This is a genomic window from Akkermansia sp. GGCC_0220, assembly GCF_017566105.1.
Classification (GTDB): domain Bacteria; phylum Verrucomicrobiota; class Verrucomicrobiia; order Verrucomicrobiales; family Akkermansiaceae; genus Akkermansia; species Akkermansia massiliensis.
In genome coordinates this window covers 47220-70281 of the sequence record NZ_JABFCI010000016.1, presented here as the reverse complement: position 1 = coordinate 70281, position 23062 = coordinate 47220, and the positions used below count along the sequence as shown (strand labels likewise).

Sequence of the window (23062 nt, the reverse complement as noted above, 5' to 3'; positions counted from 1 at the left end):
ACGGCATCCGGATAGACACGCCGGACGCCTCCGCAGCCGGAGGCCATGCCGGCGCGTGGTGGCGGCCCGGCGCGCGTTCCACCGGCATGCCGTACAAATGGGGCGGGTTCGACACCCCGCGGCAGTTCGCCGAACGCCTGAAGGCGGATGCCGCCAACGGGGAGCCCCCGCCGCGGCCGGGGACATGGGCACCCCGGAAAAGCAGGCCGCGGGGGATGCCGCCGCCAGCCGCTTTGCCGCCGGGGTGGACTGCTCCGGCTTCGTCTCCCGCTGCTGGCGCCTGTCCAGGCCATTTTCCACACGGGAGCTCCCCGCTCTTTCCATTTCCCTCCCCTCCTGGGATGAGCTGAAAACGGGGGACATCCTGATTGCTCCGGGACGCCATGTGCTCCTGTTCATCCGCTGGGAGGGAGCGGAAAAAGACCGGTTCCTGGGCAGTGAAGCCGCCCCCCTGCCGGTCTGGAAGTGCGCGGAGCGCGTTTTCAGCCGCCCCATGCTGGAGAACAGCGGCTACCGCCCCATGAGGTACAGGGGCATGCGGGACTGAACCGCTGCGCGGAACTTCCCCATCTCCGGCGCTCCAGAACGGCGCCGGGAACAGGAACGCCCCGCAAGTCCGGAGACTGCGGGGCGCTGGAAAGAGTGCGGCGCATGAGGCCGCCCGGCTCCGGAAGAAGCCGCCCGGGATTATCCGGGCCGCGCCGCTTCCGGCACGGGCCGTTACAACGGCTGGACGTTCAGATCAAACACCTTCCCCTGGAAGGAGGAGCCGAGCACCTTCAGCGGGAGAACGAAGGTGGAGCGCACGCCCTTCGTGCGGGGTTCAAAGTTTTCGTCCGGATTGCGGAAGCTCTTGAGCACCATGGTGCCCGCAGGCTTGCCGTCAATGAGGAGGGTGGTTTTTTCCGGCTCTCCCACAATTTCCACCTTCACCTTCTTGCCGACGGGCAGCTTGGCGCCGAAGGAGAATTCCAGAGAGTCATCCCGCCGGAAGCCCATGGTGCCGTCCTTCATGACGGCGAACAGCTCCCCTTCCGGGCCGGAAAGCAGAACCTGCTCCTTCCCTTCCGGAGCGGCGGAAAGCTCAAGCTCCATGGTGAGGCGGTAGCCGGGCCCCAGGGCGGGCTGGTTCAACTGCTGGGGCAGCTTGCCCGGAACCACGGAGAAGGGCTTGGAATCCTTCCACTTGTGGAGGGGGTTGGTACGGGGGGCTTCCCCGATGGCCTTGACCAGCTCCCGGTGCTCTTCAAAAGAATCCGGAGCCTTGGCCTTCCCCCACATCTTCTGGGCCAGCACGTCCATGGAGCCGGAAATAACGCCCCAAATGTCATAGGGGGCATAGCCGGAGTGCTTGAGGTCCGTCTCATCATTCCAGACGGCAAAAGCCGCGCCGATGAGCTGGGGATGGCCGGAAGGCAGGGTTTCATTCCCGATGCGGTTGGGAATCCAGTTATTATAAAGCCCCTTGTGGTTCCTGTCCATGCGGTAATAGTTGGCGTAGGGCACCACGTACAGGGCGCCGTCATTGGTATTGATGACGTCATAGCCCTGGTTCACAGCCTCCCAGGCCCTCATCCATCCGGTACTCCAGAGGTTCATTTGAACGCCCTTGCTCACCACGGGGGTTTTGCCGGGCTTGGTGCTCAGGCTGCCCCAGATGCGGGGCGTATAACCGCGCTTCAGGGCATGCTTCAGCACGGCGTCCGCAAAATGGCGGTAATCCTCCTTGTTGCCGTAAAACTCGTCCGCGCCCACATGCACCACCTTGCTGCCGAACACCGGGCGGCCCAGTTTGGGGTCTTTCAGCAAATACTCGTCAAATACCTTGCCCACCAGGCTGATCGTCTCCGGGTTGGCGGCGTCCAGCATCTCGCTGCGGCGCTTTTCATGGTTCATGGGTCCCTTGTAAATGAGGTCCGGGCGCAGGCGGGTGAAGGAAAGCGCGTGACCGGGAGTGTCAATCTCCGGAACGATGCTGATGCCGCGGCGTTCGGCGTAATCCACCAGATCCGCAAACTCCTTCTTGGTGTAGAAAAGGTCCTTCGCCGTAAGAGGAACGCCGTCCTTGCCCTTCATGTTGGATTCCAGGCGGAAGGCGGCATAGAGCTCCTTGAACGGATCGCGGCCCTTGTCCACATACATTTCATGGAAAATGAAGTTATTGTTGATGACCAGGTGCAGGTCATTCATCTTGTACCAGGCCATGGTGCGGATCACGTCCCTGAGGTAGCTGAGGGGATAGGGCGTACGCGCAATATCAAGCATGAAGCCGCGCAGCTCATAGCGCGGGAAATCCACTGCCGTGCCGCAGGGAACGCTGCCGGGGGTCTGGCGCAGCATCTGCAGCAGCGTGCGCGTGCCCCAGAACAGCCCGGTGGGCGTAGCCGCGCCAATGCGGACGCCGTCCCTGGTCACCTGGAGCCTGTACCCCTCCTTGCCCAGGTTGCCGCCTTTCAGCAGGGAAAAGGAAATATCCGCCTTCGCGCCGGGCGGGACAAGCTTGACCTTCTTCCCCGCCACGTCTTCCAGATCAGCCGTGAATATCTGCGCCAGCTCTTTTTCCGGGCAGGCTACGGAAACCGTGTTCCCCAGCTTGTACGCGCCCTGGCCGCCCTTCCATTGCAGGATCTCCGGAATGATACGCGGCTTGGGATTGCCCTGGGCGGCGTCCGGGGCCTGCAGCATGATTTCATAATCCTTGCTGATGGCTTCCTTGCCGTCCTTGGTCACCTTGAAGCTGACGTTGACGGGGGTGTCTGAAATAACGGGGGCTATCTTTCCCTTGCTGTTAACAAGCTGCTCATAGTCGGCCCCCAGGAATTTGATCTGGGCTCCGGAGGCGCTTGGCATCGGCAGTTGTTTCGCGCCCGCTTTCACCGGAGGGATGGTGAGGGAATCCGCAATCTGCTTGGCGTCCTGCCCCATCAAGGGAGATGCGGCAAAAGCGGCGATCATCAGGAATAGGTTCTTCTTCATGTTATCGTGTCGTTTCAGGGAAAAGGAGGATCTGGTTCGTGCCAAGAACTACGCGCCCGCCGTCCTTTTCTTGCAGGGAAAGGGGAAAAAGCGGGTGAATTCTCCTTCGTTCCGCCGTCCGGGCATGCATTCCGCCGGGCGGATTGCCGCGCGTCAGGTTTCATGAAGGAAAACCGCCGGGCCCGGGAGGACCGGCCAATCTTGTTCAGGCAAGTTATTATCTCAAACATCCCGTTATTGGCGAGATTAAAAAACAGACACGCTCCGGACGCGGGAATGCGCCCGGAAGGTAAACGCCCTGCCGGACAAAAAAAGGGGCCGGACCTCCAATCAGGAAATCCGGCCCCGGACAGGGGGAAAAGGGAAGGACAAATCAGGCGCGGATGTCGATCACCTCCCCGGCGGGGAAGCGCACCTTGGCCTCGTGGGCGTAATCGTCGTCCTTCGCGCGGTAGCCCAGCGCCACGCTCACCACGGAGCGGTACGGCGTGCCGTCCAGGCCCAGAATCTCATCATACTTATCGCGGTCCATGCCGCCGATGGTGCAGGAATCCACCCGCAGGGCGGCGGCCGCGCTGAGCAGGAAGCCTGCGGCAATGTACACCTGGCAATCCAGCCAGGTGTGCATTTTTTCCGGAGTCAGGGATTTTACATAGCCAGTATAGAAATCAGCGGAGGAAGCCAGCTTTTCCGCGGACGGGTGGCGCGTGAACTCAATCTGGGCCAGGTAGCGGTCCACGTCCCGCTGGGTGGCCGTCCTGCGGGCGCAAAGCACCACGTAATGGGAGCAGTCCTCCACCTGGGACTGGTTCCAGGAGACTTCCCGCAGGCGCGCCTTTAATTCCTTGTTCGTCACCACCACAAACTTCCAGAGCTGAAGGCCCAGGGAAGACGGGCTGAGGCGCAGGCTTTCCGCCAGCGCATGCCAGGTGGGTTTCTCAATGCGGGCTTCGGGGTCAAACTTCTTGCAGGCGTAACGCCATTCAAGACCGTCAATGTACTGTTCCGGAGAGATCATAAAAGGTGAGACAGGAAAAACGGCGAAACTGTTTAAAGTACTTCCTTCAAAACTTCAATGCAGCGGGCATTTTCCGCGGGGGTGCCTATGCTGATGCGGATCCACTCCGGCAGCCCGTAGCCGTCCTGTGCGCGGACGATCACGCCCCTGGCCAGCATGTCCTGGAACACCTTCCTGCCCTGCCCCACCTTCACCAGGATGAAATTGCCCTGGCTGGGAATCCATTCCAGCCCCATGTCCCGGAAAGCCTGTTCGTAAAAACGCATGCCCTCGGCATTGTTCTCCACGGTGCGGCGCACGTGCTCCCGGTCTTCCAGGGCGGCCAGGGCCGCCTCCTGCGCCAGCACGTGCAGGTTGAACGGCGCGCGCGCCTTGTGCAGCATGCTGCACACGTGTTCCGGGGCAATGCCGTAGCCCACGCGCAGGCCCGCCAGACCGTAAGCCTTGGAGAAGGTGCGGAGAACAATCACGTTGCGGCCTTCCCGCACGAACTTGAGGGTATCCGGCGGATTGTCGGAAAACTCCCGGTACGCCTCGTCAAAGCATACCAGCACGTGTTCCGGCACCTTCGCCATGAAATCGTCAATCTCCTGCTGGGTCACGACGGTGCCCACGGGATTGGTGGGATTCGTAATGAACACGATGCGCGTGTTGTCCGTAACGGCATCCAGGAAGCCGTTCAGATCGTGCGTCCAGTCCGGCTTGTTGGGCACTTCCACGTACGTGGCGCCGAACAGCTTGGACATGATGGGGTACATGGAAAAGGCGTGCCTGGCGGCCACTACCTCCGCCCGGGGATTCAGCAGGGCATGGCACATCAGCTCAATCACCTCGCTGCTGCCCGTGCCCACCACCGTCTGGCCAAACTCCACGCCGCAGAACTCCGCAATGGCGGAGCGCAGGCGGAAGGCCGCGCCGTCCGGATAAATGTTCACGCCTGCCGCCGCGCGGGCAATGGCCTCCACCGCCTTGGGGGACGGCCCCAGCGGGTTCTCATTGGACGCCAGTTTCACAATATCATGGGGATCCAGGCCCAGTTCCCGGGCCGTCTCCTCAATGGGCTTGCCCGGCTGGTAAGCCACCAATTCCAGCACATGCTGGTTTGCGAAACTCTCAATACTCATAGCGGCGGAATGTTACCGCCATTCCCCACTTCTGGCAATACGGATTTCCATCCGGAGCGGACCTTAAAAACATGCCTGTCATTCAGCCTCATCCACGCTGCGGGAAGCGGCGGAATTTCTTTCACCCCCGGAAAGGCCTTCCTTTCCAACCGGCTTAATCCTCTTCCCGCCGCCAAAATAAACGTATCCATGGCTCGAACAGCCGGAAGCAGGCTTTTTAATGCCGCGGCGGGCGAGTATTGCCCGGAAGGATAAAAATTAGACTTCCGCTCTTTGGGCAGTTTCCCAAACATGGAAAGGGTGGTTCAAAGCAGATGTCCCTCCGGAAAGGTCGTGCCAAATCCATGCCCTTGTGGACGACAATGGAAGTTTCACCATCAAGCAAGTTTGGAATGTCCGCCTGCCCTTTCCTTCCGTCTTTCCGCGCATCCCCTGCCCTATAAAAAGCAACCCGGTTTAACGGCCTTATGCCGGGACGTGCCTGCCGGGCATTTCTTCCCTCGCCCGGCGGGTCATGGCGGCGATCAGCTCCGTTTTTCCCTCCGTATAGGCATCCCGGTTGAATTCGAACTTCTCTTTCAGGGAACGCTTGAGGGCGGCGTACCTTTCCGCCTCATCCGGATGCGCGGCCAGGTAGTCCCGGAAGTACAATTCATCCCAATCCCGGCAGGGCCGCACATGCAGATGGAACGCCTGCCCCCGGAAGCCGTCCGCGGCATAGCCCTTCACCAGAACCAGGCGCATCTGCGCTTCGTCCCGGTGCATTTCCCGGTAGCCGCACTTTTCCAGCAGGGGAAGCGTTTCAAAAACAAATGAATCGGGCCGCACTTCCAGCAGAATGTCAATGGTGGGTTTGGCCGCCAGGCCCGGAACGGACGTGCTCCCGAAGTGGGAAAGGCGGCTGATGCGCGAGAGGGGCACCACCGATTCCAGCATCTCTTTCTCCCTCCGGTAGATTTCCGCCCACTCCGGCCTGGATTCGCTCAAGATGACGGGAAACAAGCGCCAGAGTTCTTCAAGGCTCATGGCGGACAGGGCGGCTTCATCCGAAACACGGCGGGACATTCCCGGAAGATAAGGGAGACGAAGCCGTGAGTCAACCTCCCCGGCGTCCTCCCCGGCCTGACGCCGGGGAACCGCGGACCTTTTTGCCATTCCCTACTTTCTCCGCTTGCTGCCGTCCCGCGGACGGCAGCGCAGGGCCTGGTACCCGGCCACGACAAAGGCGAAGGTAGTCACCGCCAGAAAAGAGCGGAACAGCCACGCCAGAAGTTCCCAGTAAATCTCCTGAGTCATGCGGAAGGTTTTTTACCGGAATCCGGGACATTGCCCAGATCTTCCCGGAGACGTTTGACGGCACAGGCAATCAGGGTAGCCTTATCAAGCTGGCAGCGCTCCACGTTCAGGGCGTCCGCTTCCGCATCCCGGAAAAAATGGACGGATAACGGCATTTTTCCCTTGATTTGAATTTTTTTCTGACTCTTTTTCTTATTTCCCGTCTTCATAAAAATCCTTCTTTTGGTGCAATAAGGGCTTCAATAACCCGCTTACGATGCAATAATGCACCTGAAACGGTATTTCAGTCAACGAAAATATACCGTTAAAATGATATTATGCAAAAAAGGTTGAAAAATCGCACCATTTTCGTTACAAAGATATGCATGAGTGAGAATCAGGATGAACTCAAAGTGCAGATCAAGGCTTGGCTGAAACAGCAGAACATCTCCCGCAATGATTTTGCGGAGGAATGCTTCGTGTCTCCCAACACGGTCCGCAACTGGCTTGCCAAGGTAGCCATTCCCAAAGACAAGGAAGCTCTCATCCGGCTCATGATGGAAAAGACGGAAAGGGAGAAAAAACTGAAGGAGGCGGCAAGAGCCCATTGGAAACCCTTCGCCGTCATGCTGAGCGCCGAGGATTACAAACTCATCGAAGAAGCCGCCAGAAGAGACAACATGACGGTGGAGGAATGGGCGGAAGCCACCCTGATCAAGGACGCCCAGAAGAGGATGAAGAATTATTACGACGACGAAAGCAGCCTCCCGAACGACATCCCTCTGGCAGCGGAAATTCCGGAGGAGTACGGCGCTCCCAGGCCTTCCTCCTCTTCCAGTTCCTCATTCTCCGAACCTTCTTCTCCCCGCCGCAAGCCGCGGCAATAACCCATGGCGGATATGGCAGGCGCGCCCCGTGCAGGGACACCGCCCTCCCGCTGAGCCCCCCTTCGGCTGAAATCCCCCGGCTCCCTGCGGTTCCGGGGGATTTTCCTGTCAAGGCCCCGGGAACGGCTCAAACACTTGCGGCAACTGAAACCGGGATGGGTTTCCGCAAACGATTTAAAATACGCGTATCCGCAGGGCACGATGGGGATATTAATTACCGCAGGGGCTTGCGCCGCTCCCGTCCGCTCTTTTTTCTTGCCTGACGTGTTAGAGGGGTTCTATCATATTGACCATGAGACAACTACTCTGCCTGCTGTTCATTTCCGCCTTCTGGCTCCCTCTTTCCGCCCGTGCGGAGGCGGCTCCGCCGGCCGTTCCCTCCATTGCCGTCAGGATGGTGCATCCGGACAGCCTGGAGCTGGACCGGGAAGGAAAACCGGTTCCGGAAGGATACACGCCTTATGTGTATGAATTCCGCGACCGCCACGGAAAGATGCAGCGGGAACGTCTGTTCCTGAAAGATGAACCGGTCATTACGGAGGCGGAGGTGGAACGGGCAGGCGTCGATCCGAGCAGACCGGAGCATCTCAACATCACCCTGAACACGCCGGGAGGGAGGGCCATGAAAACGGCTACATCCGCCATGAGGCTGGGACATGACAGGCTGGCTGTCGTCGTTCAGGGAAAAGTCAATTCGGCCCCGGTGGTTCAGGCCATTATTTCCCGTGCTTTTGAAATTTCCGGACTGGACGGGGAGAATGAAGCCGCCAACTTGGCGGAACTGCTCAACCACCGGGCCGCCACGGGGAAAACCACCCCTTTCATTCCGCGTGATCTGGCCCTGTACGCCATCCATCCGGAGAACGCCCGGCTGGTGGAAGAAGGGACGCTTTCCGTACCGGGCTACCGGCTCTGGAGCCGCCCGGGCGCGGAGGAAGAAAAAGACGCGGAGAAGGAATACCTGTTTCTGGGGAACGCCCCCATCGTCACCGGGGATTACGCCCAGTCCGCACGCCCCAATCTGGATTATCCGGGGCATCTGGACATCGTTTGGAATGAAGAAGCGTACAGGAACCTGGAACAGGCCTGCGCCGCCCTCCGGCCCGGCAAGGACAGAATGGCCGTGGTCCTGCGCGGCGCCATCCTGTCTACGCCCGTATTCCATAAAATGCCTTCCCACGCCACCCTCATTCCCGTGCCGGGAGATGACCGCCAGCTGGATGCCCTCTGCGCGGCCATCAATACCCAGTTTCCGCCGCTCACGGAACAACAGCAGAGGAAGGTGAAAAAGAAGCTGGCCGTTTATCCCGTGTATCCCCGCAGCACGGAGCTGGAACAGCGGTTCCTCCCGGAACTCCGGCAGGGGAAAACCATTCATTTGAAAAGCGGGTTCCGCTCCATCCCTTACACCTGCCCCGGTTTTCCGGAACCCGTCCAGTCCTACGCCTTTATTCGTCCGGAATCCCTCATAGGGCCGGAGGATATTCAAAATGTGGAACGCCGTCAGGACGGCGCGATTACCTGCCAACTGCTGCCTCAGGAATGGGAAAAGGCACGCGCCTTTCTGGACGCAATCCCTGCGGGACCAGGTAAAGGGGCGGTTGTCTTCCAGGGGCGCATGCGCCACCAGTTCGCACTCAGGAGGGTCTTTCTTCAACTGTGGGGCGTGCCCGTGCTTTCTACCGTAAAGCCAATTTCCACCATTTACATCCCTACTCCGCAGGAAGATCAGCGCATGTACCGGGAGTCCGTGTATCTCCTGATCCCCTACCTCCTGGAACCCGTCTGTCCGTGGCTCTTTAAAAGCGCCCCCTCCTTCCGCACTCTGGGTGAACAGAAGCCTTTTTTAATGATTGATTCGGGCCTGAACCGCCCCTGATTTTTTTGCTCGAACCGGGGGCGGCGCTCCGCTATATTGCCTCCCGTTATGGCAACACCGGATTTTCATTACCAGGATCCTTTTCCCATTGAAAAGGACGACACCCAGTACCGCCTCATCACGTCCGACTACGTGAGCGTGGGTGACTTTGAAGGACACCCCATGCTGAAGGTGGAACCGGAGGGCCTGCGCCTGCTGGCCGCGGAAGCCTTCCATGACGTGGCCTTTTTCCTGCGCCCCGCCCACCTGAAGCAGGTGGCCGCCATTCTGGACGACCCGGAAGCCAGCGCCAATGACAAGAGCGTGGCCCTGACGATGCTCCGCAACGCGGAAGTGGCTTCCGCCGGAATCCTGCCCTTCTGCCAGGACACGGGCACCGCCACCATCGTGGGCAAGAAGGGCCAGCAGGTCTGGACCGGCTGCGATGACTGCGAACAGCTTTCCCACGGCGTTTACGACGCCTACACCCAGAACAACCTGCGCTATTCCCAGACCGTGGCGCTGGACATGTATACGGAAAAGAACACCGGCACCAACCTGCCCGCCCAGATTGACATTGAAGCCGTGGAAGGCATGAAGTACTCCTTCCTCTTCGTCGCCAAGGGCGGCGGCTCCGCCAACAAGACCTACCTTTACCAGGAAACGAAGGCCCTGCTGAATCCGGCCACGCTGAAGAAGTTCCTGGTGGAGAAGATGAGCACGCTGGGCACGGCGGCCTGCCCGCCCTACCACATCGCCTTCGTCATCGGCGGGACCTCCGCGGAAAAGTGCCTGAAAACCGTGAAGATGGCTTCCACCAAGTATTACGACAACCTGCCCACCACGGGCAACGAGTACGGACGCGCCTTCCGCGACCTGGAGCTGGAAAAGGAACTGCATGAGGAAGCCTGCAAGCTGGGCCTGGGCGCCCAGTTCGGCGGCAAGTGGTACGCGCTGGACGTGCGCGTCATCCGCCTGCCCCGCCACGGAGCCTCCTGCCCGGTGGGACTGGGCGTCTCCTGCTCCGCGGACCGCAACGCGAAGGCCAAGATCACGCCGGAAGGCATCTTCATTGAACAACTGGAAACCAACCCCGGCCAGTACATTCCGGAAGCCCTGCGCATGACCTCCAGCGAGGCCGTCTCCATTGACCTGAACCGTCCGATGAAGGAAGTGCTGGCGGAACTGAGCAAGTACCCCGTCACCACGCGCCTGAGCCTGAACGGCACCATCATCGTGGCGCGCGACATCGCCCACGCCAAGCTGAAGGAACGCCTGGAGAAGGGAGAAGGCATGCCCCAGTACATGAAGGACCACCCCGTGTACTACGCCGGTCCGGCCAAGACCCCGGAAGGGTATCCCTCCGGCTCCTTCGGCCCCACCACCGCGGGGCGCATGGACTCCTACGTGGACTTGTTCCAGGAAAACGGCGGCTCCATGATCATGATCGCCAAGGGCAACCGCAGCCAGCAGGTGACGGACGCCTGCCAGAAGCACGGCGGCTTTTACCTGGGTTCCATCGGCGGTCCCGCCGCCATCCTGGCCAAGAATAACATCAGGAAGGTGGAACTGCTGGAATACCCGGAACTGGGCATGGAAGCCATCTGGAAGATTGAGGTGGAGGACTTCCCCGCCTTCATTCTGGTGGACGACAAGGGCAACGATTTCTTCGCGAAGATCCGCGAAGGCTGGGCCTGCGCCGGCTGCGCCCATTAAGCCGCCCGGACAGAGCGCCGGATTTTTTCTCCCTGTTCCGCCATGCCGCGCGGAACAGGGATTTTTTATGGCCCCTTTACGGGAAAACTCGTTTCATCTCCCCTCCTTTTTCCCTTGAGCTTTTGGGTAGATTCTTCCGAATATCCCCGGCACGCTGTTTCAAGCATTCATTAAATCCGGAAGGAGGAAGAAGCGCAGATATAAACAGGTGGAATCCGCCACCCGTTACAGGGAGAATCTCCAGCCTTTAAAAAACCGTTTGTAAGACATTGCTGGAAGTTTTTCCCGCTTGACTATTTATGGAAATTTTTCATAGTGGTTCCGGTTAGTATCATACAAATCACATTTACCTCAATAAATCGCCCCGTCCTGCTGCTACAGGACGGGGCTTTTCGTTAGCTGAACATTACAATGAGTAACTCAATCAGCCTGGTTAGTATGATACAGTCATTCACATGGTATACCTCCTTTTCTTAATCCGGGATCAACCCGGCGCGGAGATTTTACAGAAAAACAATATTATTTCAAGATTTTCAATTTCAGCAAATTTCCTCGTCCCGGAGAGTATTCCTGTCTTTCCGCGCTCTTTTCCCATGCCCGGGGCAGGCGTTTCAGGGAAAGAACGGCAATAGAGCCCGTCCACTCCAACAACTCCGGAGATGGACGCCAGGCTGGCAGAGCAATGCGGTTCCCCCATTGCAGCAGGCGCCACGGAAAAGCCCCCGTCCACGGGAAGGCAGGGGAACACGCCGGATACACAGTGCGCCCGCTTCACGCAAGCAGGGAATAAAGCAGCATCAGCGCCAGATTGGCGCCAGCGGCCAGCAACAGACTGCCCGGCTTCAAATACCGTGCCTTTCCCAGGAAAACCGTCAGCACCGTAAAGACGGCATACAGGGATATCCACATCAGGAAGAATTCCGCCAGATTCCTTCCGTTCCCGAGACTGTCCAAGGGCATTTTCCAACCGGAAAACAGGAGGGGCAACGCCGGAAGCACGGCATAAACGGCATATACCCAGTTCCTCACCACCGGCCTGAAGACGACTGTCAGCGGGTCCCGGCCAAAGAGGATATTCCTGGAATGGACGCTCTGCACCTTTTCCTTCCGCAGGGCGAAGGGGAGATAGAGGAGGAGAAGCATCGGCAGCAGAACAGGCCAGGCGTACCAGACCGTGGCCGCCCCCAGCATGAAGACGAAGAAGGCGGTAAAAATGATGGGAATGCCCGCCATGAGCAGGAAAAGGAGGCTTGTCCTGCGATCCGATTTTTCTCCCATTTTCAGGAAGGACCATGAGAGGTAGGCCATAGGGCAAGAGTCTGGTTTTCCGAAGGTTGCCAGAAATCACAGCCGCCCGCAAGGAAAAGCCGCCCACGGCCGGCAGAATCCGTTACGAACCCCGTTCCGCACACAGAGAACCGGACCGCAGGCAGACTCTGATTGGGATTGCCCCCCGCCCCTTCCCACGCTATCCTGCCTTCATGGCCTACCGAATCTGCAAATCCATTGAACTGGAAAGCGGGCACCTTCTGTCCAAGCACCCCGGCAACTGCAAATTCCCCCATGGCCATACGCGTTCCGTGGAGATGGTGTTCCGGGCGGATACGCTGGACGCCAACGACATGGTGGTGGATTTCAAGGCCGTCAAGCAGATGATGGGGGATTTTCTACAGCAGTTTGACCATTCCCTGTGCGTGAATACGGATGACCCCAATTACGCCGCCTTCGTGGCCGCGTACGGGGAGCGCATCATTCCGTTTGACCGGGAGGACCCCACCAGCGAGGTAATGGCCCGCACCATTTTCAACTTCGCCCGGCATGCTCTGGAAAAGGCCAGGGAAGGTTCCGGCGAATACCCCGTGCGGGATTGCGTCACCCTGGAACGCGTGCGCGTGTGGGAGACCAGCAGTTCCTGGGCGGAATACGGAGAATAGAAGCGCGGGCTATTCCTTCCGCCACGCGTTCCGCCGGGAATGCCGTTTCAACCGCATTTCACGGTTCTCCTTTCAGGACGGTTACCCGGTTGCCGGGCAATTCCCCCGCATACGGTCTGCAGAGGCTTATCCCTTAAAAGGGGTTGAATGAGATCATGCGCTTCTGCGTCCAGTGCCCGTACGTAGAGGAATACACATCCGTAATTTCACGGGCCCATTCGTCAATGGTGCGCTGGTGGTGGGCGTATTTTTTAAAATCCTTGGTATCCACGCCCAGCAGGGCGCTGTGGTCTTCCTCGTAGTCCGCAAATTCGGAAACGATGCGTCCGTCCTCATCCCGCAGGCGTCCCGCCATGGCGATGTGGCCCTTTTTGATGAACCGCTTGACCAGGCCGCCCCCCTTGATGCCGCTCAACGCCGTGACAAAAATGCCGGCTTTGGCGTTCGTGGGCGTGATGGAAATGATGGCGAGCTCCAGCGTATAGGCCCCCCTGGTTCCCGGAGGCACCATCTCAAAGTGCGGATTTTCCGCAACTTCCTTTTCCATGCTGGCCGTGACGCTCTTCCGGAAGTATTCCGCCAGACGGTGCAGGGCATCAAATCCTTCCGCGGTATCCGGCCTCACATCCATGTGCACCGTATCCACCGGAACGACGGCCATCAGGACTTTTTTGCCGTCCACGCCGTTTACCTTGTCATTCCAGATTTTTTTATCATCAGCATTCCAGTAGGCATCAAACGGGATATGGGAGTCGCAATTTTTTACCTGATGAGTCACGAAGCCCGTCCGGGGCACATGCTTGAAGTTATTGGAGCAAGCCACTACCGCCATGCCGCCAAGCAGCACGAGCGCCATCAGGGAAGCGAGGAACAGGAACCGGTGTTTCTTCATAAACAGGCAATCAGCTAGAGTCATTTCATACATGACCCGGCATCCGCTGTCAATAAAACCCAGGAAACAAACCACTCAAGACCGGAAACCGGTGCCTTCCTCGTTGAGGCGGCAGGAGAGGGAACGCAGATTTCCGGCATCCCCCCGGTCAGGAAGAAGGGAAACGGAAGGAAATTCCCCCCTCCCTGCATCCGGAAATATCCCGGCAGGGATGTTGACAAGGGTGGAAACTTTTTATCAGAAGCGCACGGGAGGAGACAGGAGCCTCCGGCCTGTTTTCCCTGTTACCGTTCGCGAGAACGGAGCCGTCCGGGAATGCTAAAAGGAAAAGGCGCGGCAGGTCCATGAAAACCCTTTTAAAGGAACGGCCACCCGGGAGGGGCCTTAATCCTCTTCATCCATGGGACGGTATTTCACGGCCAGTTTTTCCAGAAGCTTCAGGGCCAGGGCGGCACGGCTGCGGAAGGATTTATAGTCCCGCGGGTCGCAGTCGCTCCAGGCCCGTTCGGCCAGCGCCAGGGCGCGGGGCCACGCCATGTATTCCACCAGCCCCATGTCGTACAGGTATTCCGTCCAGATATTGGCCTGGAGGCCGCGCACCTTGGAGGCTTCCTCCGGGGACAGCTCCGGCAGTTCATAGCCGTACACCTGCCTGAGCGGTATGAGGCCCCCGATGGCCTTCGGTTCCGTGGGAGCAGAAGACTGGTAGTAGTCAAAGTAGAAGTGGGAGCACGGGGCCAGGATGACGGGATGCCCCTTTCTGGCCGCCGCCGCGGCAAAGTCATTGCCGCGCCATGCCATGACGAAGATGTGTTTGTCCGCCTCCAGTTCCCCTGCCTCATCCCAGACGATGGCGTCATAACCGTCTTTCCGCACGTAGTCCGCAATTTGCTGCAGGAAGTCCCGGCTCAGGGCCTTGAGATCCGTCTCGTTCAGGTCTTTCAAACGGTTCTGGCAGTACCTGCATTTTTTCCATGCTTCCGCGGATACCTCGTCATGGCCCAGATGAATGGGGGAGCCGGGCGGGAAGACGGCCTTGAGTTCATCCACCACGTCTTTTACGAAGCGGAGCGTTTCCGGACGCCCCATGCAGACGGCGTCCCGGCCTTTTTTCCCTTCCACGGGAAAGTCCACCCCGTCGCAGATCAAGTCCCCGTAGGCATGCATGGCCGCATAGGAATGGCCGGGAAGGTCTATTTCCGGCACAATGGTGACCTGGCGGCTGCGGGCGTAAGCGATGATTTCCCGCATTTGATCCTGGGTGTAAAAGCCGCCGTAGGTGGCCTCCGGGTCATGCTCCTGGATGGCCAGCTTCACTTCCTGCCAGTTCCATTCCCCGTTGGCCAGCGGCACGCGCCACGCGCTCATGGAAGTGAGGAGGGGGTATTTTTTGATTTCCATGCGCCAGCCGGGGCCGTCCGTCAGGTGCAGGTGAAGCCGGTTGAGCTTGAAGAGGGACATGGTGTCAATCATGCGCTTGACCTCCGCCATGGTGAAAAAGTGGCGGGATACGTCCAGCATGATGCCCCGCCATTCAAAACGGGGGACGTCCCTGATGGAGAAGACGGGCACGGAGAAACCGTCCTCCGTCCGGTTGGCATTCAGTACCTGCACCATGCTCTGCCACGCGTAGAAGAGGCCTGCGGACGCCCCCGCTTTCAGGCGCAGCACGCCCCGGCCCCCCTGCCCGGCGTCCAGGCGCGCCTCATACCCTTCCCCCGTTCCCGCAGGAGTTCCTTCCACGGAACACACCACGTCTGCGGAGTCCCTGTCCCCGGTCATGGAGAGACCGGACAGGACGCCCTGGGCGTTGAGCACATTAAGGAGAGCCTCCACCGCCGGAACATCCTTTTCCGGCGCATAGACCGCCAGCCGCAGCGGGAGACGCGCCACAGCGGATCGGTCAGACCTGCATGCGGAAGGCGCGGGGAGCAGCATATCCTCCGCCGGGAGCATTTCCGCCATGCCGGCGTTCAGGAACCCGGCCAGAGCCAGCCACGCCGCCATCCGGTAAAAACGCCCCTTATTCATCATTCCGGGAGTACGGGGAGCAGCATTCCGTTCTTTCAATAAAAGAGGAGCGCCGCAGGCCCCTGCGGGAACGGAAGATAAAGGCGGGCGGCGGTGAATTCTTTTTCCCAAGAACAGGACGTCCTGACGGATGTATTCATTTCAGCCGGCGCAAGGGTTTGCGGCGCTCCCCGCCCTTTCTTTAAAAAAGGCGCGGCCATGTTCGCCGCGCCCCGGGTTAAATCCGTTTTTCCGCCTATTTGCGGCCGCCAAAGAGACCGCCCAGGCCTCCTCCAAGCCCACCAAGGCCTTTCAGGCCGCCAAGACCGCCGCCCATGCCGGGAAGGCCGGGCATCTTGCCCCCTTTCCCCTTCATGGCGCCCATCTGTTTCATCATGGCGCCCATCTTGCCCTTGCCGGACATCATCTTGCGCATTTCAGAGAAGTTCTTGATGAGCTTGTTCACCTCCATCAGGGAGCGGCCGCAGCCGGCGGCAATGCGGCGGCGGCGGGAGGGGTTCAGCAGGTTGGGATTGCTCCTTTCCTTGGCCGTCATGGAGAGCACGATGGCTTCCATGTGCTTCATCCTCTTGGGGTCCAGCGCGCCGTCCGGAAGCTGCTTTTTGATTTTGCCGAAGCCGGGGAGCAGGCCCAGCAGGCCTTCCAGCGGCCCCAGGTTCTGCATCATCTTCATCTGGTCCAGAAAGTCGTTAAAGTCAAATTTGCCGGACATCATGCGGTCCATGGATTTGGCCGCCTGTTCCTCGTCAATGCGGGCGGCGGCATGCTCCACCAGCCCCACGATGTCGCCCATGCCCAGGATGCGGTCCGCCATGCGGCCGGGGACAAAGGGGCCGAACTGGTCCAGCTTTTCCCCCTCGCCGGAGAATTTGATGGGCTTGCCCGTCACGGAGCGCATGGAGAGGGCCGCGCCCCCGCGGGCGTCCCCGTCCAGCTTGGTCAGGACGATGCCCGTGACGTTCACGGCCCGGTCAAAGGTCTGGGCCACGTTCACGGCCTGCTGGCCCGTGGCGGCGTCCACCACCAGAAGGGTTTCCCGCGGGGAGAGGAAGGCGTGCAGGTGGCGCAGCTCGTCAATCAGGGCTTCATCCACTTCCTGGCGGCCCGCCGTGTCAAAGATCATGACGGTCCCGTTCTGGGTCCGGGCCCATTCCAGGGCCTCACGCGCCACGGCCACCACGTCCCGGCTGCCGGGAGCGGGCTTGTACACGGGCACTTCTATCTGTGCCGCCAGCGTGGCCAGCTGGTCCACGGCGGCGGGGCGCACCAGGTCGCAGGCCACCAGCAGGGGGCGGCGCCCCTCGTTTTTCAGGCGCAGGGCCAGCTTCGCGCTGGTGGTGGTTTTGCCCGCGCCGTTCAGGCCCACTACCATGATTCTGGCGGGGTCCGTCAGGTCCAGTCCCACGGCGTCTCCGCCCAGCAGGGCGGCGATTTCATCACGGAAGATTTTGACGATCTGTTCCCCGGGCTTGATGGATTTGAGCACTTCCTGCCCCATGGCCCGCTCCTTCACGCGGCCGATGAATTCCCGGGCCACGCCAAATTCCACGTCCGCTTCCAGCAAGGCCAGCCGGATGTCCCGCAGGGCGTCCGCAATGTTCTTTTCAGAAATCTTGCCCAGGCCCCGCAGCTTCCGGAACGTGTTATCCAGTTTATCAGCTAAAAGTGAAAACATAATCGTATGATGCGCCAGACTGTGCCACATTTCCCGCCCCCCGTCAACAAGTGCGCCCTGCATGGGACATGATGCTTGACTTGCCGGAGGCTTCCCCCCATCTTTTCCCGCATGGCACCTTTTGACCTGAAAGAGGAAATTTTACGCCTGAAAAAAGAACGCAACGCCATCATTCTGGCGCACAGCTACCAGACCGGGGACATCCAGGACATGGCCGACTACGTGGGCGATTCCCTGGGGCTGGCCTACAAGGCGCAGCATACGGATTGCGACGTGATCGCCTTCTGCGGCGTCCATTTCATGGCGGAGACCGCCAAAATCCTCAATCCGGACAAAACCGTCATCCTGCCGGACGCGGACGCCGGCTGCTCCCTGGAAGCCTCCTGCGACGCCGGGGAACTGGAAGCCTTCCTGAAAGAGAACGCCGACAGGAATTATTACGTGGTGGCGTATGTGAACTGCTCCATCGGCGTGAAGGCTCTGGCGGACGTGATCGTCACCTCCGGGAATGCCGTGAAGATTGTCTCCCAGGCTCCGGAGGACCGTCCCATCCTGTTCGTGCCGGACCAGAACCTGGGCGCCTGGGTAGGCCGCCAACTGGGACGCCCCATGGAGTTGTGGAACGGGGCCTGCCACGTGCACATGGAGTTTACGCGGGACCAGATTCTGGCCCTGAAGGAGAAGCACCCCGGCGCGCTGGTGGTGGCCCACCCGGAATGCACGGAGGCCGTGCGCCTGCTGGCTGACCACATCTGCTCCACGGAGAAGATGATTCCCTACTGCACGGAAAGCCCGGCTTCATCCTTCATCATCGTCACGGAATCCGGCATCCTGCACCGCCTGCGCAAGCTGGTGCCGGGCAAGGAGTTCATTCCCGCCCCCACGGAGCAGTGCTCCTGCAGCACCTGCCCGTACATGAAGATGAATACGCTGGAAAAACTGTACCTGGCTCTCCGGGACCTTTCCCCCGCCGTGGAGCTGCCGGAAGACCTGCGCAAGAGGGCGGAAGCCCCGCTGCTGCGCATGCTGGAGCAGTCCAAATCCTGACCCATTTTTCCCCCGCATGATACGCCTTTCCGACCACATCGCGGCCGCCGGCGGCTGGCTTTCCCTGGAAGCCTTCATGCAGCTGGCCCTGCACCACCCGCAGGAGGGGTATTATTCCTCCTCCATTGAAAACATCGGGAGCCGCGGGGATTTTTCCACCACTCCCACGCTGTCCCCCATTCTGGCAAAGGCCGTCGCCGCACGCTGGAAGGAGGCCTGCGCCCGCTGCGGCAGGCGGCTGCCCCTGCTGGAGATAGGCGCCGGTTCCGGAGCCCTGGCCGTCAAGGTCCTGGAACAGCTGGGCTTCTGGAACCGCCTGAATACGGATTACGTGATTGTGGAGTCCTCCCCCCGGCTGCGCGAATTCCAGCACCTTCTGCTGGGGAGCCAGGCCAAGATTTACTCCACCATGGAAAAGGCGCTGAAGCACTGCGGCGGAAAAGCCTTCATTTTCTCCAACGAGCTGGTGGACGCCTTCCCGGCCCGCGTGTTTGAGTACACGGAAGAGGGCTGGCGGGAAGTGGGGCTTACCGTAAAGGACGGAGCCGTGCGGGAGGAACTGCGCCCCGTCCGTCAACAGCCGCTTTTTTCCCACATGCTGGAATATGATTCCCAGCCGGGGCAGCGTCTGGAGATTCACGATTCCTACGCGCGCTGGTTCACCGGGTGGCTGCCCCTCTGGAACATGGGCGTCATGACGGTCATCGACTACGGGGACGAAATGGAGCGGCTTTACTACCGCCGCCCCCAGGGTTCCCTGCGCGGGTATAAAAGCCACCAGGTGCTGACCGGGGAGGAACTGTACCGGCACCCCGGCCTCACGGACCTGACCTGCGACGTGAATTTTACGGACCTTCTGGAGCTTTCCCGCAACTGCCTGGGGGATACAGTCACCCTGATGACTCAGCGGGATTACCTGCTCCCCTACGCGGAGAACACGCCGCAGGACGCCTTCCTGACGGACGAACACGGCGCAGGAGGCCATTTCCACGTGCTGATCCAGGAACGGCTGTAATGTTCGTCATTCCTTTCCCGAATTTGCATCGTTAAACTTCCTGTGTGCCCCTATGTTCGATCTTTCCGATTTTTTGAAAGATATTTTATCCTCATTGATTGGACCTCCCGGGAGTGGCAGGGATGACGAACAATCCCGGAGGCGTCAATGGACGGGTATTATTCTCCTGGCAATCGTCATGGAATCTCTGCTCTTATGGATACATATGAACAGCATGGCGGCTCTTGTTCTCGGCATGGTCTTTGCCTTTTGGCTGATCGCTTATATTATTGTCCAATCCCTCCGGAATCATGACTATAAATAAAATTGCCGTGGTTATGCCTAGGGGAAGTTTAGATACGAAGGCCGGGAGGCCTTCGTTCCCAGGCGACCGCTTCTCATGCATGTCATTGGAATTGTCCCATCCCGGATTTCCTATCATGACCGCGCTTTTGGGAACAAGGGCCTCCCGGCCCTTGTAAATAAGTTAGTCCATAACATCCCGGCCTTCCGATAACAAAGCTCATCCACCAACTTCCTCCTTCCAACTCCTTTCACAAAACCATGTTTGACCTTCTTTCCTTTCTGCTGGATATCCCGTCCCTTCGAGCAGAGTTTTCCCCGCGCGCCAGACATGACGGGGAATCCCCGTACTGGCGTTTCATGGGCATCCTTCTTCTGGGAGCGGACCTGGCCGTGCTGTTGTTAGGAGACATCACGGAAAGCATGCCGGCTCTTTTAGCCACTATTGCCCTCAGCCTCTGGCTAGTCGCGCACCTTGTCATCCGCTCCTCCCGGCACAGGGATAACCGAGGATAAAGCATCCTCCCTCCTTCCCAAAAGCACCCTTCACGCCAACATTGCAGGGAAACCGGGTCTACCCTCTATTTCCACTTTCAGGGCAGTAAAAACATGATGCATTCATTCTCAAAGCATCCTGTATTTCCTTCCATGGGCCTGTCATAAAAATTTTCTCCTTTTTGAACGCAAGCCCCCACCCGGGACTCTAACCTGCATCAGTAACAAACCGGGCGGCGGGAGGTAGAGAGACCGCCACCCATTATGGGGAGTTCTGAGTTTCATAGGTAATATAGTTGGATAAAAACCCGCACGGGGGAAACCCTGTGCGGGTTTATTCATCCCCGCTCCGGGGCACCCGGAAAACAGGGCCGGAACAGGCCGCAGAAAATCATGGCTGAACCAAATTAAGGCTTGAGAGTTGAAGGCATCTCGCTAATCTGGCTTCAGCAAGAATCATCTGTTATCATGGTCACCACGAACGAACCGAATGTTTACGAAACAGGAGTACTGGACTCCAACGCGGAAGGCAATTTTGTCTACACCACCCTGGACGCCGCCATCAACTGGATTCGTAAAAATTCCCTCTGGCCCATGCCGATGGGACTTTCCTGCTGCGCCATCGAGTTCATGGCCGTGGCCTGCTCCCGGTATGACCTTTCCCGCTTCGGTTCGGAAGTAACGCGCTTTTCCCCCCGCCAGGCGGACGTGATGATCGTGGCCGGCACCGTCACCTACAAGATGGCCCTGGCCGTCCGCCGCATCTGGGACCAGATGCCGGAGCCCAAGTGGTGCATCGCCATGGGCGCGTGCGCCTCCACCGGCGGCATGTTCCGCTCCTATTCCGTGCTCCAAGGCGTGGACAAGATTATTCCCGTGGACGTTTACATTTCCGGCTGCCCTCCCCGCCCGGAGGCCATCCTGGAAGCCCTGCTTACCCTCCGCAAGAAGCTGGATACCCAGCAGCCCGCACGCACGTTCTTCAAGAAGGAGGAACCGCGCGAAGCCAACGCCCCCGTGCCGGTCGAGACGGAAATGCCTCTCGAATAAACCTTTTCCGACCGTTTTACTCCGTTCCATCTTTTACCATTTCTTCTCCATGCCTTCTCTAGAATCACAGATCAAGACCGCCGCAGACAACGCTCAGAACCGCTTTGGGAAAGACGTCATCACGGACCGCTACGAGTTCCGGGGCGACATCACGCTGACCGTCGCGCGCCATGCCGTGGCGGACGTAGTCCGCTGGCTGCGGGATTCCGCCGGGTTTGACATGATGGTGAACCTCTGCTCCGTGGACAACATGGGGGAAAGCCCCCGCTTTGAAGTCAATTATACGCTGACGCAGGCGGAAACGGGCGTGAACCTGAGCCTCAAGACGAAGGTGGACGACGGAGAGGAAGTGCCCAGCGTCACGGAAATCTTCCAGTCCGCCAACTGGCACGAGCGTGAAGTATGGGACCTGATGGGCATCAAGTTCTCCGGCCACCCGGATTTGCGCCGCATTTTGATGTGGGAAGGCTATCCTTATTTCCCCCTGCGAAAGGATTTCCCCGTTCAGGGCGTACCTACTGAACTGCCGGGCGTCGCCTTTACGGAGGCGGCCCCCACCCAGGGAGCGCCGTTCGCCACGGAACAGGGCCGTTGCCCCAGCGCCTGCCGCGAACCCCGGTCCCATAAATTCTAGCCCATTTTCCAGCCCCGCAAGGCGGGGTCCCTCCCATGACCCGACTCCCCCTCATCCTGCCCGTATGTATCATCAGCCTGCTCAGCGGCTGCCAGGACGCCAACCCGGCAGAGCGGGAATGGAAGGACCAGTTATATAAAAACCTGGCGATCGTGGGAGCCAGAAACTGGATTGTCATTGCGGAGTCCTCCTTCCCGGCCTATACGGGAGCCGGCATCAAGACCATGGTCTCCGACAAGACGTCCGATGAAGTGCTTCTGGACGTGCTGAACATGCTGGAGGAGGAAGCCCACGTGGTGCCCCGCATCATGATCAGCTCGGAATTGCGCAGCGTTACGGAGGATTACGCCCCCGGCATCAAGCGCTACCGCAATAATATCAATAAAATGCTTCCGGGACGCCAGCATTTTGAATTGATGAGCCGCACGATCAATTCCCTGATCGAAGACGCCGCCAAGCAGTTCAACGTGCTGGTCATCAAGACCAAGACGTCCCTCCCCTATTCCAACATTTACATTGAACTGGATTCCGGGTACTGGAATTCGGAATCGGAGACGGCGCTCCGCAAATCCCTGGAGGCCAAGGATGCGGTCAACCGCCGCGCGGCCCAGGACAGGGTGCTGGACGTGCCCCTTACGCCGGGAGCCGCCCCCGCGCCGCAGGACCGCAAGGAGAATCCCCCGGCGCCCGGCGCGCCCGCATCCACCCCCACGGACAACCTGCCGGAGCTTCCGCGGGAAAACCGCCAGCCGGCCTCCCCCGCCGGGAACGAGGCTCCCGGTGTGCCCCCGCCGCCCATCAAGGATCCGCTGGGAGGGAAAACCGCCATTGCCAGATTTTCATGAACCATCATATGGACAAGGCCACAGAAGAACGCCTCCGCGTGGAGGCATGGGTAGGGGACGCCATTCTGGCGCTGTACGTCAGGGAATGGATTCTGGCGGAGGAAGGAGCGATCAACGGAAAGCTTTTCATCGAATTCACCAGCAATGATTTCCTGCGCCGCACCGGCAACGCCACAGGCGTGGAAGCGGAAATAGGCCGCACCTTCAAGGCAGGAGGCCTAGAAGCGGCCTATGCCTGGATTGAGCATCATTTGAAGCCCCGCATGGAGGAACGCTGGCACACCCTGCGCAGAAAAGCCCTCCGGTAG

General features: G+C 59.5%; 24 protein-coding genes. 13 read left to right on the top strand and 11 right to left on the bottom strand.

The features are described from left to right. Positions 1-184: 184 nt before the first annotated feature. Complete coding sequence (locus HJW02_RS10990) at positions 185-547, top strand: hypothetical protein (RefSeq protein ID WP_102721517.1); 363 nt, start codon at positions 185-187, stop codon at positions 545-547. A 173-nt stretch (positions 548-720) separates the two neighbouring features. Here the strand turns inward: HJW02_RS10990 and HJW02_RS10985 are convergent, their stop codons facing one another. From HJW02_RS10985 to HJW02_RS10955, 7 genes are all read right to left on the bottom strand, one after another. Then, entirely contained in the window at positions 721-2976 is a 2256-nt protein-coding gene (locus tag HJW02_RS10985) for a family 20 glycosylhydrolase (RefSeq protein WP_102721516.1), read from the bottom strand. A 373-nt stretch (positions 2977-3349) separates the two neighbouring features. Continuing rightward, a complete protein-coding gene (locus tag HJW02_RS10980) occupies positions 3350-3994 on the bottom strand; it encodes an NAD(P)H-dependent oxidoreductase (protein ID WP_102721515.1) in 645 nt (214 codons plus the stop codon). A 32-nt stretch (positions 3995-4026) separates the two neighbouring features. Then, on the bottom strand, positions 4027-5118 hold the full coding sequence (gene hisC / locus HJW02_RS10975) for a histidinol-phosphate transaminase (protein ID WP_102721514.1): 1092 nt from the start codon (positions 5116-5118) through the stop codon (positions 4027-4029). Then, complete coding sequence (locus tag HJW02_RS10970; protein WP_102753024.1) at positions 5115-5411, bottom strand: hypothetical protein; 297 nt, start codon at positions 5409-5411, stop codon at positions 5115-5117. The genes hisC and HJW02_RS10970 overlap by 4 nt, the downstream gene beginning before the upstream one ends. A 172-nt stretch (positions 5412-5583) precedes the next feature. Beyond that, a complete protein-coding gene (locus tag HJW02_RS10965) occupies positions 5584-6183 on the bottom strand; it encodes a GrpB family protein (RefSeq protein ID WP_022397371.1) in 600 nt (199 codons plus the stop codon). Positions 6184-6276: 93 nt separating this feature from the next. Next, on the bottom strand, positions 6277-6414 hold the full coding sequence (locus HJW02_RS10960) for a hypothetical protein (RefSeq protein WP_022397372.1): 138 nt from the start codon (positions 6412-6414) through the stop codon (positions 6277-6279). Beyond that, positions 6411-6569 (bottom strand): hypothetical protein, encoded by a 159-nt coding sequence (locus tag HJW02_RS10955; RefSeq protein WP_156340781.1) that lies wholly within the window; start codon positions 6567-6569, stop codon positions 6411-6413. Before HJW02_RS10955 ends, HJW02_RS10960 begins: the two co-directional genes overlap by 4 nt. Positions 6570-6779: 210 nt before the next feature. Between HJW02_RS10955 and HJW02_RS10950 the strand changes: the two genes are divergently transcribed. The 3 genes from HJW02_RS10950 to HJW02_RS10940 all read left to right on the top strand — a co-directional run bounded on the left by HJW02_RS10950 (position 6780) and on the right by HJW02_RS10940 (position 10854). Then, on the top strand, positions 6780-7280 hold the full coding sequence (locus tag HJW02_RS10950) for a helix-turn-helix transcriptional regulator (protein ID WP_102721513.1): 501 nt from the start codon (positions 6780-6782) through the stop codon (positions 7278-7280). A gap of 292 nt (positions 7281-7572) precedes the next feature. Continuing rightward, on the top strand, positions 7573-9159 hold the full coding sequence (locus tag HJW02_RS10945; RefSeq protein ID WP_102721512.1) for a hypothetical protein: 1587 nt from the start codon (positions 7573-7575) through the stop codon (positions 9157-9159). A gap of 48 nt (positions 9160-9207) precedes the next feature. Beyond that, a complete protein-coding gene (locus HJW02_RS10940; RefSeq protein ID WP_022397376.1) occupies positions 9208-10854 on the top strand; it encodes a fumarate hydratase in 1647 nt (548 codons plus the stop codon). A gap of 771 nt (positions 10855-11625) precedes the next feature. Here the strand turns inward: HJW02_RS10940 and HJW02_RS10935 are convergent. Beyond that, positions 11626-12162: a hypothetical protein gene (locus HJW02_RS10935; protein WP_208050639.1), complete on the bottom strand. Its 537-nt coding sequence runs from the start codon at positions 12160-12162 to the stop codon at positions 11626-11628. 173 nt (positions 12163-12335) lie between these two features. Between HJW02_RS10935 and HJW02_RS10930 the strand changes: the two genes are divergently transcribed. Continuing rightward, positions 12336-12788, top strand: a complete 453-nt coding sequence (locus tag HJW02_RS10930; RefSeq protein WP_102721531.1) for a 6-carboxytetrahydropterin synthase — start codon at positions 12336-12338, stop codon at positions 12786-12788. Positions 12789-12921: 133 nt separating this feature from the next. Here the strand turns inward: HJW02_RS10930 and HJW02_RS10925 are convergent, their stop codons facing one another. The 3 genes from HJW02_RS10925 to ffh form a co-directional block, all read right to left on the bottom strand. Then, complete coding sequence (locus tag HJW02_RS10925; protein WP_180971737.1) at positions 12922-13680, bottom strand: hypothetical protein; 759 nt, start codon at positions 13678-13680, stop codon at positions 12922-12924. A 384-nt stretch (positions 13681-14064) separates the two neighbouring features. Continuing rightward, positions 14065-15714: a beta-N-acetylhexosaminidase gene (locus tag HJW02_RS10920; RefSeq protein ID WP_102721509.1), complete on the bottom strand. Its 1650-nt coding sequence runs from the start codon at positions 15712-15714 to the stop codon at positions 14065-14067. Positions 15715-15946: 232 nt separating this feature from the next. Then, a complete protein-coding gene (ffh, locus tag HJW02_RS10915) occupies positions 15947-17386 on the bottom strand; it encodes a signal recognition particle protein (RefSeq protein ID WP_102721508.1) in 1440 nt (479 codons plus the stop codon). Positions 17387-17497: 111 nt separating this feature from the next. Here ffh and nadA point away from each other — a divergent pair, with 111 nt between their 5' ends. The 8 genes from nadA to HJW02_RS10875 all read left to right on the top strand — a co-directional run bounded on the left by nadA (position 17498) and on the right by HJW02_RS10875 (position 23062). After that, complete coding sequence (nadA, locus tag HJW02_RS10910; protein ID WP_102721530.1) at positions 17498-18433, top strand: quinolinate synthase NadA; 936 nt, start codon at positions 17498-17500, stop codon at positions 18431-18433. A gap of 16 nt (positions 18434-18449) precedes the next feature. Next, on the top strand, positions 18450-19448 hold the full coding sequence (locus HJW02_RS10905) for an SAM-dependent methyltransferase (RefSeq protein WP_102721507.1): 999 nt from the start codon (positions 18450-18452) through the stop codon (positions 19446-19448). 52 nt (positions 19449-19500) lie between these two features. Continuing rightward, complete coding sequence (locus tag HJW02_RS10900) at positions 19501-19752, top strand: hypothetical protein (RefSeq protein ID WP_102721506.1); 252 nt, start codon at positions 19501-19503, stop codon at positions 19750-19752. A gap of 239 nt (positions 19753-19991) precedes the next feature. Then, on the top strand, positions 19992-20246 hold the full coding sequence (locus HJW02_RS10895) for a hypothetical protein (RefSeq protein WP_102721505.1): 255 nt from the start codon (positions 19992-19994) through the stop codon (positions 20244-20246). 447 nt (positions 20247-20693) lie between these two features. Then, positions 20694-21275, top strand: a complete 582-nt coding sequence (gene nuoB / locus HJW02_RS10890) for an NADH-quinone oxidoreductase subunit NuoB (RefSeq protein ID WP_022397386.1) — start codon at positions 20694-20696, stop codon at positions 21273-21275. A 49-nt stretch (positions 21276-21324) separates the two neighbouring features. Next, positions 21325-21909, top strand: a complete 585-nt coding sequence (locus HJW02_RS10885; protein WP_022397387.1) for an NADH-quinone oxidoreductase subunit C — start codon at positions 21325-21327, stop codon at positions 21907-21909. 35 nt (positions 21910-21944) lie between these two features. Beyond that, entirely contained in the window at positions 21945-22754 is an 810-nt protein-coding gene (locus tag HJW02_RS10880; RefSeq protein WP_102721503.1) for a hypothetical protein, read from the top strand. After that, on the top strand, positions 22751-23062 hold the full coding sequence (locus HJW02_RS10875; protein ID WP_022397389.1) for a hypothetical protein: 312 nt from the start codon (positions 22751-22753) through the stop codon (positions 23060-23062). Before HJW02_RS10880 ends, HJW02_RS10875 begins: the two co-directional genes overlap by 4 nt.